Source organism: Aneurinibacillus migulanus (assembly GCF_001274715.1).
Lineage (GTDB): Bacteria > Bacillota > Bacilli > Aneurinibacillales > Aneurinibacillaceae > Aneurinibacillus > Aneurinibacillus migulanus.
The window spans coordinates 3,005,256-3,018,707 of sequence record NZ_LGUG01000004.1; the positions used below are offsets into that span (position 1 = coordinate 3,005,256).

General features: G+C 41.4%; 13 protein-coding genes and 2 pseudogenes. 11 read left to right on the forward strand and 4 right to left on the reverse strand.

Annotated elements, in window-relative coordinates; all coding sequences use genetic code 11:
• Positions 1–283: 283 nt before the first annotated feature.
• From AF333_RS16295 to AF333_RS16310, 4 genes and pseudogenes are all read left to right on the forward strand, one after another.
• Positions 284–700 carry a BlaI/MecI/CopY family transcriptional regulator gene (locus tag AF333_RS16295; RefSeq protein WP_043063416.1) on the forward strand — a complete coding sequence of 139 codons (417 nt, stop codon included), beginning with the start codon at positions 284–286 and terminating at the stop codon, positions 698–700.
• Positions 697–1,557, forward strand: coding sequence for a M56 family metallopeptidase (locus AF333_RS16300; RefSeq protein WP_043063415.1), 861 nt, complete (start codon positions 697–699; stop codon positions 1,555–1,557). The genes AF333_RS16295 and AF333_RS16300 overlap by 4 nt, the downstream gene beginning before the upstream one ends.
• 60 nt (positions 1,558–1,617) lie before the next feature.
• Positions 1,618–2,034, forward strand: a complete 417-nt coding sequence (locus AF333_RS16305; RefSeq protein ID WP_043063414.1) for a DoxX family protein — start codon at positions 1,618–1,620, stop codon at positions 2,032–2,034.
• 223 nt (positions 2,035–2,257) lie between these two features.
• Positions 2,258–2,587: pseudogene (locus AF333_RS16310) on the forward strand (hypothetical protein); the annotation flags it as partial.
• A 97-nt stretch (positions 2,588–2,684) separates the two neighbouring features.
• Here AF333_RS16310 and AF333_RS16315 read toward each other — a convergent pair.
• The 3 genes from AF333_RS16315 to AF333_RS35480 all read right to left on the reverse strand — a co-directional run bounded on the left by AF333_RS16315 (position 2,685) and on the right by AF333_RS35480 (position 5,048).
• Entirely contained in the window at positions 2,685–3,941 is a 1,257-nt protein-coding gene (locus AF333_RS16315) for an MFS transporter (protein ID WP_043063412.1), read from the reverse strand.
• Between the two features lie 142 nt (positions 3,942–4,083).
• Positions 4,084–4,731 (reverse strand): TetR/AcrR family transcriptional regulator, encoded by a 648-nt coding sequence (locus AF333_RS16320; RefSeq protein ID WP_043063411.1) that lies wholly within the window; start codon positions 4,729–4,731, stop codon positions 4,084–4,086.
• 155 nt (positions 4,732–4,886) lie between these two features.
• Complete coding sequence (locus AF333_RS35480) at positions 4,887–5,048, reverse strand: hypothetical protein (protein WP_235496517.1); 162 nt, start codon at positions 5,046–5,048, stop codon at positions 4,887–4,889.
• A 5-nt stretch (positions 5,049–5,053) separates the two neighbouring features.
• Here AF333_RS35480 and AF333_RS32915 point away from each other — a divergent pair, with 5 nt between their 5' ends.
• From AF333_RS32915 to AF333_RS16330, 3 genes are all read left to right on the forward strand, one after another.
• A complete protein-coding gene (locus AF333_RS32915) occupies positions 5,054–5,281 on the forward strand; it encodes a MarR family winged helix-turn-helix transcriptional regulator (RefSeq protein WP_139189007.1) in 228 nt (75 codons plus the stop codon).
• Positions 5,278–8,556 (forward strand): DEAD/DEAH box helicase, encoded by a 3,279-nt coding sequence (locus AF333_RS16325; protein ID WP_043063410.1) that lies wholly within the window; start codon positions 5,278–5,280, stop codon positions 8,554–8,556. The genes AF333_RS32915 and AF333_RS16325 overlap by 4 nt, the downstream gene beginning before the upstream one ends.
• 231 nt (positions 8,557–8,787) lie before the next feature.
• Positions 8,788–9,033: a DUF2164 domain-containing protein gene (locus tag AF333_RS16330; RefSeq protein ID WP_043063409.1), complete on the forward strand. Its 246-nt coding sequence runs from the start codon at positions 8,788–8,790 to the stop codon at positions 9,031–9,033.
• 166 nt (positions 9,034–9,199) lie between these two features.
• Here the strand turns inward: AF333_RS16330 and AF333_RS16335 are convergent, their stop codons facing one another.
• Positions 9,200–10,369 carry an MFS transporter gene (locus tag AF333_RS16335; protein ID WP_043063408.1) on the reverse strand — a complete coding sequence of 390 codons (1,170 nt, stop codon included), beginning with the start codon at positions 10,367–10,369 and terminating at the stop codon, positions 9,200–9,202.
• A gap of 220 nt (positions 10,370–10,589) precedes the next feature.
• On the opposite strand from AF333_RS16335, the gene AF333_RS16340 reads away from it, so the two are divergent.
• From AF333_RS16340 to AF333_RS16350, 4 genes and pseudogenes are all read left to right on the forward strand, one after another.
• Positions 10,590–10,835 (forward strand): hypothetical protein, encoded by a 246-nt coding sequence (locus AF333_RS16340; RefSeq protein ID WP_052811671.1) that lies wholly within the window; start codon positions 10,590–10,592, stop codon positions 10,833–10,835.
• A pseudogene (locus tag AF333_RS37490) lies at positions 10,801–10,884 on the forward strand (class I SAM-dependent methyltransferase); the annotation flags it as partial. The gene AF333_RS16340 and the pseudogene AF333_RS37490, both read left to right, overlap by 35 nt.
• Before the next feature lie 3 nt (positions 10,885–10,887).
• Positions 10,888–11,250, forward strand: a complete 363-nt coding sequence (locus AF333_RS31910) for a hypothetical protein (RefSeq protein WP_074715188.1) — start codon at positions 10,888–10,890, stop codon at positions 11,248–11,250.
• Positions 11,251–11,454: 204 nt separating this feature from the next.
• On the forward strand, positions 11,455–13,398 hold the full coding sequence (locus AF333_RS16350; RefSeq protein ID WP_043063407.1) for a sigma-54-dependent Fis family transcriptional regulator: 1,944 nt from the start codon (positions 11,455–11,457) through the stop codon (positions 13,396–13,398).
• Positions 13,399–13,452 lie beyond the last annotated feature (54 nt).

Below are 13,452 nucleotides of genomic sequence, written 5' to 3' on the forward strand. Positions count from 1 at the left end.
TTCGATGAGTATCGAATGCAATAGATTATTCGATGATTAACAAAAATTCAATTAGCACGTCGTACTCGTTTGCCCTATACTGCATCCCTAGTCTACCTCTGTATTTTCTGCCAACAATCATTCAATAACAAAAAAATTCGCTATTGAACTATAAACTTTTACCTGTTATAGTTTTAAAAACTACGTTGTGTAGTGCAAAAAGGAATAGGCTGCTAATAATAATTTTGTTATACTTGAAACTGAGCAATTTATACACTACAATTTGTAGTGTGAGGTGTAGGAAATGAACATTAAGAATTTTAAATATGATGAGGTAGGGTTAAATCGTTTCTTCGGATCTTTAGAATCCAAAATTATGGAAATTCTTTGGATAGAAAATGAACTAAGTATAAAAGAAGTCCAACAGCGCTTAGAAAAGGATAAGCCTATCAACTTCAATACCGTCATGACCGTAATGAATCGATTGGTGGAAAAGGGAATTTTAGAAAAAAGAGCACAGGGGAGACTTTCACTATTCCGACCTATCCAATCGAAAGAGGACTTTATCGAAGAGCAGTCTAAGAAACTAACCGACAACCTGCTTGATGAATTCGGTGGTGTCGTAATTAATCACATGATCGACTCACTAAAAGAAGTAGATCAAACTTTACTGGATAAATTAGAAAAAAAAATTCAACAGTTAAAGAAGGATAAACTATGATGGGGTGGAAGCAAAGGGCCTTCTTCGTTATGGGATTGAGTCTACTCATTGCAATTCTGGTATGGAGTCAGATGGGGATATATTTGGCGCATGCCCTTTTTGGAGTTAACCTCCAAGTCAACTTTTTTAAGTTTTGCATTAGTTTGTTCAGAGAAGGTTCGTTTTACTACTTTTTAATTATTATTGTGTTGAACACATTAATTGTCTATACCGTACTAATCACACTCATCAAAACCGTGCAACAATACTTTCTACTGGGAAGGTTTAGAAAAAAAATTTTAAGTTTAAGAAATACCGAATTAACCGGTATCTTGAATCAAGAATTTGAACGTGAGAATGAAGACATTATGGTTATTAATCATAAGCAATTGCTGGCATTTACGGTGGGTTTCAGAAGACCGTATATTGTTCTTTCTAGCAGTTTAATTGAAATATTGGAGGATCATGAACTGAGGGCAGTCGTGGAACATGAAACCTTTCACCAAAAGAATTATGACTCTTTGAAGATTTTTGTTCTCTTGTTGATATCGCAGACTCTCTGGTATATTCCACTAACCAAATGGTCTTATCAAAATTATAAAATCATCAGTGAGTTATTAGCCGATGAATATGCGATTCAAAGAATGGGTTCCGAACTAAGTTTGGGCAGTACTTTGTTAAAGTTAGTTAAAAATTGCTTCAGTGAAAATTCTACGCCAATCCTGGTTCATTTTTCAGATGGATCAGTAAACTACAGGTTGCAGCAATTGGTAGACCCCAAGAAAACCATACCGGTAAGGATGGAAGCTAGATTAATTGTGATTTCTGTTTATATTCTGATCCTATTAATGAGCATGATTATGCTAGCTGTCACTTGATTTTTTTACCTTCTAACACTACATAAAGTAGTGTAATAAAATTGAGAGGAGAAATAATAAATGAGAAACAATCAAGAAATAGGCGCACTTATTCTAAGAGTGGTACTAGGGGTAACGTTCTTTGTACATGGTCTGGTTAAATTCCAAGGCGGAATTGACAAAACGGCCGGATTTTTCCAAAGTATAGGCTTGCCTGGATTTGCAGCCAATGCGGTTGGAATAATTGAATTGGTTGGTGGAGTTGCTTTAATTCTGGGTCTTGGAACGAGGATTGTTTCCACGTTATTCGTTGCTATTATGCTTGGGGCTATACTAAAAGTAAAATTGGCGGCTGGTTTTGTAGGTGGATATGAACTAGACCTCGCTTTAATGGTCATGGCCATTTATCTGACGTTAAATGGAAGTTCTTTATTTTCCCTGGATTCCAAACTCCCATTCGCAAGAACTACAACATTTGTTCAAAGAGGGAATAACTAAGCTATTGTAGTGAGAAGGACTAAAGAAAGAAAACTCACAGTCTTTACAATTATTCATACAAAACGAGGGTGTCCCAAAAGTAACTTTGGGGCACCCTTTTTCACGTAAAAAAAAAGAAAATCGCTCTTTTTAATATAATGAAGTCACCACAACAAACAAAATATCAGGAAGGAACGATTTTCTTATGTACACTCATTATACCACTCGCCAGTTAGTTCTTGCAATGGATATTGAGATCGTAATCTCCGATCATCACCTGTGCCGAATTGTGGATGCAGCGGTTGAAAAGGAAGGGTTGGTGAAGCTGGAAGATTACTTTTTGGACGGGACAGAAATCGAAGCCAATGCCAACAAATATACGTTTGTTTGGCGGAAGTCCACTGAAAAATATGATCAAAAGCTGGACGAGAAATTCCAGCAGATTGTTACATCAATTGAAGAAGTGACACGGGAAGATGAACAGGCAGAAAAGGAAACAGATTTTCAGGGAAAGTGGGAAGAAACACCGATTACATCCGAGAAAATCGAGGATAAGCAACCTCTAAAATCCATATTCAGGTAAAAAAAGAAGGGCTGGCTCGAAAAAGTCGTTTTTCAACGACCTTTTGAGACAGCCTCGTTTTTTTCTAAGGAGTATTCTTTCAATCATATTATGCCGTTTCCCTCTCGTTTCGCAATATTCTCTTTGTTACAACTGCCATTAAAATCATCGCCATACTTACAAACAGTGTAGGGAGGTAAACTCTCATACTAAAGGCTTCAAAGATTACACCGTATATGACCTGACCCACAGGTGCCATACATTGTGCAACCGCCGTAATAATCGCCATGACTTTCCCTAAATTTTCATTTGGCGTTTTCTTTTGCACAATGGTAATAACAAAAATAGAGATAATGGTCATCGCCATTGCAATAAGAATTGCACACAAAATAAAGAGTATGAATGACGGATAGTATCCAAGCCCAAGTACAAGGGGCGTGATGGATAAAGCCATCGGTACAATCAATAGGGCAATCATGAGCAACCAGTGATACAGTTTTTTCATTTGCATCTTTTTTGTAAAGAAGCCGATGGACAATGCTCCCAGGATGGTAGCAAAATCTATGAGACCCATCCCGATACCATACATTGTGTCGCTGCTTTGCATCGTTACCCGTAAAATAATGGGGCCACCGACAACAAAAAACGGTGTGAGAATCAGGTTGAGAAGGGCCGCAAGGATCATGCATTTTAGAATATAAGGCTGTCTGACAACATAGGTAAACCCAACTTTCATATCTTTTACAATGGTCGGTACAATATGCCCATCCTGTTTCCTTTTAACAAACGGTATCTTAATAAAAATCTCTAATACAGCAGACAAGAAAAAAGCGATACAACTCATCACGATAAGCACTTTTAAACCCACAATGCCATACAGCACTCCGCCCAAAACAGGAGCAGCTACACTTGATAATGCTTGAACGCCGTTCACGATACCATTTGCCTGTTCCAGTTTATTTTCCGCAACCAACAATGGAACGCTTGCCATGACGGTGGGCGAATACATAGCACTGATAATCGCTAACAGAACCATGACAACACCGATAAGTATCACGGAAGTGTTACCAGCCGATAAAAACAAAATAAAGCACAATACAATGGCGCTGCTTGTAAAATCAAAAATCACCATGAGGTTGCGGCGGTTGAATCTGTCAGCGATAGCCCCGCCAAGAGGGGACAACAAAAGAGGTGCATTCGATATCGCATACAAGGTAGCATAAATGTCTGCTCGGCCTGTTATATCCAATACATAGAGTGATAAGGCGAAACGCAAGAGGGCAGAACCCAGGATAGATACAATTTGCCCAAGCACCATCAGATTAAAATCTTTAGGGAAAGGTTTTATATTCATATTATTTTGCATAGTATATACCTCTCATCGGGATATTAGACCGACTGTCGGTCTGTAGTTTTGTATAAAGTACTGTCTATATTTTAAAAAACTAAATATAAAGGCAAGCATATCAATATGTATGAGTAAACTTGCCCTACATTTCTTCATTATCTTATTGATCGTTTTCATACTGTCCCATCAAAATATCTAGAATGTAATCAAAGCTGCCTTTCTCAGCTCCAAGAGTAGTTTCCATAATGCTGATGAACGCCTTCGCCCTTTGCATCGCTTCGTGAGGTTGCCAATGAAACAATCCTTCATCGAATATTACTTGTGCAGAAGCAAGCAAAAATTCTATTGTTTCCTGCGGGTAAGCGGTCACAAAAATATTTTCATTGATTCCCTGTTCAATTACATCTGTCAAAACAGGTGCTAGATGTAAAATAGATTGTACTAAGCTTTTCTGGTGCATTTCTGCATTGTTTGGTTGATGGAATTGTTCTATCATTTTTTCTTTGTTTCCATCAGTTTTCGGCACTTGTGCCATTAGAATCTGAAACAATTTCTCAAGCACAGGGATATTAGGATTGGAGGCAATCTTTTTTGCTGTCGCTACATCTTCATTTATAATCCGCATAATAATAGCATCCATTACTTCTTCTTTTGATTTGAAGTAATGATAAAATGTTCCTTTTGCAATACCTATTTCCTGTAAAATATCATTTACGGTGGCTTTCATATATCCTTTGGAAACGAACAGCTTTTCTGCGGTATCCAGAATTTCATTTCTTCGTTCTTCATGTTCTTTCACGATTCGCATGAATAAACTCCTTTCGATTAGACCGACCACCGGTCTAATATAATTATATGTCTAATCTATAAAAAGATGCAATTTATCTTATGATCATTTTTGTTAAACATCCTCTCTTCTAATCTTTACTTTCCCTTAAAATAAATGTTAATGTAAATAGAATCTTACATATATAAATTACACTTGATAGTTTGACAGGGGAGTGTGGTTGGAAGGAGGCGATTCGGAAAAAAGAAGAGGTTGGATGCCCCTTGCGATCCGGCAGAAGACAGGCCAGCGTGTCTTTTTCCGACCACTCCCACCATAAACATTTGTCGATGTATCAAATCAGATGTATATAGATAAAAGTCAGAACGCTATTTCCCAATTAGTAGCGAGATTGGAAACTTGCCATACTGTTGAACGTTGTTTCAGTGAGACGGATCGACGAAGTTCTTATGTTCGATTAACAGAAGAGGGAAGACGTGCGTATGAAGAAGCGCTTCCTAATATAGCTAAAGTTATGAGTGAGGCCTTAAACAACAAAGTAATTAAAGAAAAGGAAGGACCAAAGCAATGAGCTTTCAGTTGACCAAATGGATCATTAAGTCGTTGTGTGGCCAAATCTCTTATGAAAGAGGAGAAGTCTACTACCGGGCCAAAAAGGTTACCTTCACGAATTATAACCCTGAAACTTCTATCTACGAAGCCACGGTCAAAGGAAACAGTAACTTCCAGGTTACCATCGAAATCAATCGAAAAGGGGATGTGGATGCAGAATGCACCTGTCCCACGCTTAATTCATACGACAATTACTGTCAACATATCGCGGCTGTCTTGTTAAATATCATGGATATTCAACAAAATAGCTTCTCTGGGGGAACAGAGCATATAGAACCCAAAATTGCCATTTCTACGGGCAGAACTTCTGAGAGTTCAGCGGAAAATATTCAACTGACCAACGATGTGCTTAGGCTGTTCGGCGACAAGCCTCTGCGTACAAACAGTGCTCAAACTCTCTTTGATACAAGGACAATCCTTAATGTGGAGTTCACCTGCAGATCCTTTCCTTACGATTATCGAAAGTACATGTTCGGCATTGAGATGAAGGTTGGGCCCAAACGACTGTATACCGTGCATAAAGTAAGAGAATTTCTCGAGCGAATCCATCGGAGAGAAGCCTATGTATTCTCCAAGCATTTCATTTATGATCCAAAACTTCACAGCTTTCAAAAGGAAAATGATGCGGTAATTCGTCAGTTAATTCAAATCTATCAGAACGAGAAGATGTACAGTGAAGTCTCAAACATTGGTTCCGTCCATGTTAACAATAAGAGCGACGATCGGATGCTTCCGATTCTCCCTTTCTCATGGGAAATCCTTCTTCCCTTGCTTGTCGAGGCTCCATCGGTGCGGCTTAAGCAGGGTAATAGTATATTCGATAGGATTTGTTTATCGGACGAACCGCTCCCACTTCACTTTGAGTTCGACGAAGCACAAGCTAAAGGCTATCAATTAGCCGTCCAAGGTTTAGAAAAGATTATTATTATGGAATCATACGGGGTGGTCCTTTCCGAAGGAAAGTTGCTGAAGCTGCAAGTCGATCAGTGCAAGCGTCTCTCAGAGCTGAAGCATATGCTAGAAACTTCCCGCAAGCATCAAATCCAGATTCCACCGGAGCAAATGGAACCTTTTATGGAAGAAGTGGTACCCGGTCTGATGAAGCTAGGTAGCATTCACATCACCCAAGCTGTTTCCGAGCGCATTATGCAAAAACCACTGAAGGCCAAGCTGTATTTGGATCGGGTGAAACATCGACTGCTTGCCGGGTTGGAGTTTCAATATGGTGATATTGTCATCAATCCGTTAGAAGGACACGACCAGAAGCGCGGTACCGATCGTATCCTCATGCGGGATGGGGAGCGGGAACGACGTATCCTGGAACTTATGGAGCAAAGCGCTTTCTCCAAGACTGAAGGCGGATATTTCATGCATGATGAAGAAGCGGAATACGATTTTCTATACCACATCGTTCCACAGTTAGAGAAGTTGGTGCAAATATATGCAACCTCTGCCGTGAAAATAAGACTTCATACCGGACATACGCCTCCGAAGGTAACAGTAGATGTGGCTGAGCAACTCGATTGGCTGGAATTCCGGTTCGATATGGAGGGGATTTCTGAGTCGGACATCCGTAATCTCCTGAAGTCTCTTGAGGAGAAACGCAAATACTATCGGCTGCCGAACGGGGCATTATTACCGCTGGAAAGCGCAGAGTTTCAGGAAATCATCCGGTTCATGAATAGGATGGGCATTCGCCAACGGGATGTAAAAGGGACGGAAATTCGCCTTCCATTAGTCCGGGGACTCCATTTGGTGGATTCCTATGAGAAAGGAAATGCCGTCAAGTTAGGGAAATTATTTCGTCAGTTTTTGGAAAATATACGAAATCCGGATAATTTGGATTTTCCCGTACCCGACAGTCTAGCTCCTATACTTCGGGATTACCAGAAGTATGGATTCCAATGGCTGAAGACACTTGCTCACTACCGTTTTGGCGGCATTTTGGCAGACGATATGGGGCTTGGCAAGACCCTACAAAGTATCGCTTTTATCGTCTCCGTACTTCCTGAGATCAGAAAACAGGAACTACCAGCAATAATCGTCGCCCCTGCTTCTCTGATATACAACTGGCAGAATGAGCTGAAAAAGTTCGCACCAGAGATTCGTGCTGTGATCGCAGACGGCAGCAGAGTGGAGCGTAGTAATATTCTGAAGGATGTATCTCGGGTGGACATCATCATCACCTCCTACCCGCTTTTGCTTAAGGATATCAAATTGTATGCCGAGCAATCATTCCATACTCTCGTCTTGGACGAGGCACAATTCTTCAAGAATCATGCCACGAAGACAGCGCAGGCGGTGAAGGTGATTCAAGCCCGGTACCGCTTTGCGCTCACCGGAACTCCTGTGGAGAACACGTTAGAAGAATTGTGGTCCATCTTCGACGTGGTGTTCCCCGAATTATTCCCGGATAGAAAGGCATTCAACGATTTATCTCGGGAAATTGTGGCCAAGAGGGTCCGTCCGTTTCTGCTGCGTCGGTTAAAGACCGACGTGCTCAAGGAGCTGCCGGAGAAGATCGAGTCGCTACAGGCCTCCGAATTATTGCCAGAGCAGAAGAAGCTGTATGTAGCCTATTTGGCAGAATTGCAGCAGGAAACAGTAAAGCATCTGAACAAAGGCTTTCAGAAAAACCGGATCAAAATCCTGGCCGGCTTGACCCGACTTCGACAGCTGTGCTGCCACCCTGCCTTGTTCGTCAAAGACTATGCCGGAAGCTCGGCTAAATTCGAGCAGCTGATGGAGATTATAGTGGAATGCCGGAGCGCGGGGAAGCGGATGCTGATATTTTCACAATTTACCGAGATGCTGGGATTGATTAGGCGGGAGCTGGCCTATCAAAGAGTGCCGTATTTTTATTTAGACGGCAAAACCCCTACTTCCGAGCGCGTAGAGTTGTGCAACAGGTTTAACGAAGGTGAGCGAGATTTATTCCTCATCTCATTAAAGGCTGGCGGTACTGGCCTGAACCTGACTGGGGCGGACACCGTTATCCTCTACGACCTATGGTGGAACCCTGCCGTGGAGCAGCAAGCGGCTGACCGTGCACATCGCATCGGGCAGAAGAACGTGGTACAAGTGATCCGCCTCGTCACCCAAGGCACTGTGGAAGACAAGATGTACGAGCTTCAGCAGAAAAAGAAGAACTTGATCGAGGAAGTAATCCAGCCGGGCCAGGAAACATTGTCTGCCCTGACTGAACAGGATATCCGGGAAATTTTGATGATATGATGAAATATCAGCACGTCGGGTATTAGCCCATGACAACCGATTTAATTATAGATTCGATGGCTGGATTAACCGAGGAGCTGAATGCGATGTTTTTTAATTTGCCCGAAAAATATAAAGCGTTCTTTAATCGTCAACAAGACATGGAAGCTGTTATTTCTGTTCAACACCCCCGTTTTGGAACACTAAATCACAAATCAACTTTACATATTTTTATGAAATGGAGGTTTTTTAATGTTTATTAAGAAAGTACCAAAGGAGCATAAAGACACCATTATAACTAACATTCAACTTTATTTTAGTAAAGAAAGAGATGACTCTTTAGGTAATTTAGAGGCTGAACAGTTATTTGATTTTATGTTAAATAAAATAGCGCCGATTATTTATAATCAAGCATTAAGCGATGTAAGAAAGGTAATTCAGCAACAATTTGATTCTCTTGAAGAAGAAATCTATGCTTTAGAAAAACCCCTACGTTAAAAAGATGAATAAACCATGGTTATTAATAAAGTAAGGGAAACGATAGTAAAAGAGACGATGAGAAAAAGGGCAGCCACAGGAAGATTTGGTTACCCTTTTTGTGTCTCAATTAATATAAAGTGTACCGACAATGCTACTATTTAGCAGCACAAAAGAATGAACCTGCCTATCCTTCCCTCCACACATTTTCTTCAATAATAGATTTTCGAGAAGTAGAGTAAAGCGCACATAGAATAGATAAGACGACGATTAGGCTTCCCACCCATGGATTCCAATCGATCGAGCCCCACGAAATAACCAGTCCACCAATCCCAGAACCGACAGTTACTCCTACGTGCATCGCAGAAGTGTTCATCCCGATACTCACATCCCCATTAGTCGGATCACTATGAATAAGATAGTTTTGAACTGCAGGAGAGATCGTCCAGCTTAGACAGCTCCAAATCATCATAAATGGAAGAAATAAATACAGAGAACGGGTCATGAAAGGCAAACTAAATAAAAAGACGAGAAAGAGCGATGGGATGAGGACAACAGCTTGCCTCGGTCCCAGGCAATCCGAGAGCCATCCCCCAAGGTACCCGCCACTGATCGCTGCCACACCGAAAAATAATAAGACAAGACTCATGATATTCCCGGAAATTTGTAATTCCTGTTGAACATAAGGGGTTAAATAAGCAAATAAGGTAAAGTGGCCGCCAATCATCAAGACAGAGATAAACTGACCGCTAAGCATTTTCATATTTTTTAGTTGAAGCCAATATTTTTTCAAAGGAACGGTTGGCTTTGGTGCGATTCTAGGTAAAGCAAGCGGTATAAACAGAGCGAGATAGAATGCAAGCATAGAGATACATACAAATGGTGCTCGCCAGCTAAAAAAATTACTTAACAGTACGCCAAAGGGAACGCCAAGAGCCAAAGAGCCGCTAATGCCCATAAACACAAAGCCAATCGCCCTTCCTTTATGTGAATCAGGAACAATGCTGGTTGCTATCGTAGTAGCTAATACAATGATTAAAGAACAACTTGCCGCAGAGACAATACGTATGACGAACAGTAGGGAATAGCTTGTGCTCATCGCCGCAACTATGTTGCTTATAGCGAAGATAAAAAGCGTCCATTGAAGCAACTTTCTACGTTCTAAAGATGCAGTCCATGATAATAGGAAAGGAGCACAAATAGCAAAAAAAATGGAAAAGATGCTCGTTAACTGACCAGCGGCACTAACAGAGACATGAAGATCACTGGCAATGAAGGAAAGGGTTCCAACAATAATATTTTCATCTAATCCTGCCGCAAATGCCGTGAAGGCCAATAAGTATACACGGTAGTTCATATTGTAAGCGTTTTCTCCTGTTGTATTTTTGTAATTATCAGATATTATCATATCTGTTATTGGAAAAATATACAATCTTATGTTTGAATAATATTTACCTATAGGAGTAATATTTAGCATCTGGACAGTGAAGCATAACTTGGCCGTAAAATAAAGTTTAGTTGAGTGGCTAAGTTACACTTAATATTTTGAAAGGGTAACGTGGTTGGAAGTAGGAGAGATGGGGAAAGAAGAGGGGGGATACGCCTTGCGCCCCGGCAGAAGAAAGGCGGACGTGTTTGTTCCGACCGCTCCCGCCCACCATCCTTCCTTCTTTTCTTACCTCCCACCACAAGAATATGTACATTTATATAAGGTTACAGGTATTAAACCAGCAGAAGAACTTTTGAAAGAAGCACAAGAAATTCATAAAGAAAATCGATATTACCTACATAAATGCTCCAGCAGAAAAAACGAACTTACCTGATAAAACTTTTGATGTTTTTACAGCCGTTCGAGCATGGCATTGGTTTGACCGTTTGAAAACAATTACTGAAATAAAACGAATGATAAAAGAAAAAGGATACTTGGTTGTCATGGATTCCGGATTTATTTCGAATGAGAGTAGAGTGGTTTATGAAACGCTCAATATTATAAAACGGTTTACATCAGACGGAATATTACGAAGTGCCGATTCAAAAGCTGAAGCAAAAGAATTTAAAAACGGATTTCCTTCTTCCTGGTTTAATGAATGGGAAAAGGCTGGATTTCACCTAATAGATAGTTGGAACAAGATTATACGGCTCATTTTTCACACGAAGGATGGCGTGGTCGTGTACGGGCTCTTTCTTGGCTTGCTGCAATGGATGACAAAAAAAGAAAATGTGTTGATAACGAGTTAGAAAAAAGACTAAACGAAGGTTTTGCTAATGAAGAATTACTTATCCCTCATCGTTGCTCGATTGTGATTTTAAAGAGCTTTTAATTACTATAACGTCCGATAACATCCACGCTTTCTTGCAACCAACCATTTCCTTGGGTATACTTTATGTAGCAAAATAAAACGATTGCTGTTGCAAAAATAAACAAAGGAGGCGGGAGGCGAAATGGCTCGCATACTTGTGATAGCTCCTTCTTCTGGACTCAAAGAGCTGTTCATTGAAGCAAGTTTAAAATTGCAGCAAGAAATAACCGTAGAAATCGGAAAGGAACAGGAAGGACTAACAATTGCCCAAGAGCAAGAAAAGAACGGGTACGATGTCATTATTAGTCATGGTGCTACGGCACGACTGCTGCATCAGCATTGCCGCCTGCCTGTCGTGGAAGTTCATACTTCCGGCTATGATATGATTCGAACACTTACACTCTTGCAAGGATTTCCGGGAAAAATCGGAATTCTGGGAAGCGATAGCATCTTACAGGGGGCCGAAACCATTGGAACACTGCTTGCGATGCCGCTCGCCTTTTTTCCGGTCGAGCAAGAAGAGGAGCGACTCCCTGTGGTACAACAAGCCGCGTCTCAAGGGATTCAAGCGATCGTCAGTGATATCATAGGACAGGCTGAAGCGGCAAGCTACGGTGTGCATGTGCTCGCAATTATTCCCGGACAAGAAGCGGTAATAAGCGCATTGAAAGAGGCTAAACGATTAGGGGCAGCTATCAGCCGTACAAAACAACAACACATGCTTCTTACTGGCATCCTGAGTGAATATGAGGATGCCATCGTAGCCGTTAATGATAAAGAGGTCATTCAACTGGTAAACAAAAAGGCGGAATCATTACTTAATATCGAAGCAGAGCAAGTCATGGAAAATTTAGCAAGTGAGATGCACCCGCTATTACGGTTTGCTGACATGATTAAGGCACAAAGTTCTCCGATAGAAGAAGTACATAGCGTAGCCGGTCAAAATATGCTGGTCAAAAAACGCCTACTATACCTTGATGGAAAACCTATCGGTGCTGTAGCTATCTGCAAGGAAATGAGCGGGCTTAGACAGTTGGAAAACCGTATGTCTCATCTCTCTTTCACACCGCAGCAGAGCCGGGTGCATTTCCCTCATCTTATTGCTACTACGGAAGAAATGGGGGAGACAATTGAAACAGCACGCCTTTTCAGCAAGCATGACACCCCCATCCTTGTCTACGGCGAAAAGGGAACGGGGAAACAAAGTCTAGCAGAAGCGATCCATAACGAGAGTTCACGGCGGGAGGGCCCTTTCCTTGTACTTGATTGTATGGCAATTGACGAAGGAATGGCAGAAGAATTATTTGAGGAAGCCGGGGAAGAAGGTACGAACATCTTCACTCTAGCAAAAGGTGGCACATTGTATTTGCAAGATGTGGGCAGCATGCCGCTCGTACTGCAAGACAGACTTATTCATCTCTTGCAGCGCTGTTACTCTATGGAACAGATAGACCATCTACAATCTTCCGCGTCTTCTCCCAGGCTAATTGCCGCCCATTTCTGCGATTTGAAAAGCGAAGTGGAAGCAGGTAGATTTCGAGAAGAGCTATACCGTCTTCTGCATGGCGGCGTTCTCCGTCTTCCTCCGTTGCGTGAACGCAAGCAAGACATTCCTGAACTCATTCGCTGGTTTATCGTTTCCTTTAATATGCAGGAAGGCAAACAAATCGTAGGCGTTCGACCCGAGGTTACCGCACGTTTGAAGGAAGCTCCCTGGCCTGAAAACATCCGCCAACTAAAAGATGTAACAGAGAAACTGTGTCGTGCCGCCACCGGGTTGTTTATCGAAGGTGAAGAAGCAGAAGCGACGATACAAGAACTGTTTACCGTACCCGAACCTACAGAAAGACGAGAGCCAGAGCCGTCCGAACTAAGAGTCGAGGAAAGGGTACATAAGGAAGAAAGAAAACAGACGCTCCCCTCGGAAAACGTGGGAAGTGGCATTGATATAACCGGAAAAACACTGGAAGAGTTGGAAGTAGAAATTATTCTGCGTGTTCTTAAGGAGGAAAACAATAATCAATCCCAGGCCGCTAAGCGTTTGGGGATTAACCGAACTACTTTATGGCGAAAGATCAAGGAATAGAAGGGTTCTTATTTTTCATTTAGACAGGGCGAATGTTTCGCTCTGTTTTTTGTT

What these genes read in the sequence shown, in the direction of transcription:
- AF333_RS16315 (WP_043063412.1), bottom strand. Translation starts at nt 3,941, where the DNA reads ATGCAAAATAATATGAATATAAAACCTTTCCCTAAAGATTTTAATCTG.
- AF333_RS16325 (WP_043063410.1), top strand. Translation starts at nt 5,278, where the DNA reads ATGAGCTTTCAGTTGACCAAATGGATCATTAAGTCGTTGTGTGGCCAA.
- AF333_RS16305 (WP_043063414.1), top strand. Translation starts at nt 1,618, where the DNA reads ATGAGAAACAATCAAGAAATAGGCGCACTTATTCTAAGAGTGGTACTA.
- AF333_RS32915 (WP_139189007.1), top strand. Translation starts at nt 5,054, where the DNA reads ATGTATATAGATAAAAGTCAGAACGCTATTTCCCAATTAGTAGCGAGA.
- AF333_RS16320 (WP_043063411.1), bottom strand. Translation starts at nt 4,731, where the DNA reads ATGCGAATCGTGAAAGAACATGAAGAACGAAGAAATGAAATTCTGGAT.
- AF333_RS16340 (WP_052811671.1), top strand. Translation starts at nt 10,590, where the DNA reads ATGGGGAAAGAAGAGGGGGGATACGCCTTGCGCCCCGGCAGAAGAAAG.
- AF333_RS16335 (WP_043063408.1), bottom strand. Translation starts at nt 10,369, where the DNA reads ATGAACTACCGTGTATACTTATTGGCCTTCACGGCATTTGCGGCAGGA.
- AF333_RS16350 (WP_043063407.1), top strand. Translation starts at nt 11,455, where the DNA reads ATGGCTCGCATACTTGTGATAGCTCCTTCTTCTGGACTCAAAGAGCTG.
- AF333_RS16300 (WP_043063415.1), top strand. Translation starts at nt 697, where the DNA reads ATGATGGGGTGGAAGCAAAGGGCCTTCTTCGTTATGGGATTGAGTCTA.
- AF333_RS16330 (WP_043063409.1), top strand. Translation starts at nt 8,788, where the DNA reads ATGTTTATTAAGAAAGTACCAAAGGAGCATAAAGACACCATTATAACT.
- AF333_RS16295 (WP_043063416.1), top strand. Translation starts at nt 284, where the DNA reads ATGAACATTAAGAATTTTAAATATGATGAGGTAGGGTTAAATCGTTTC.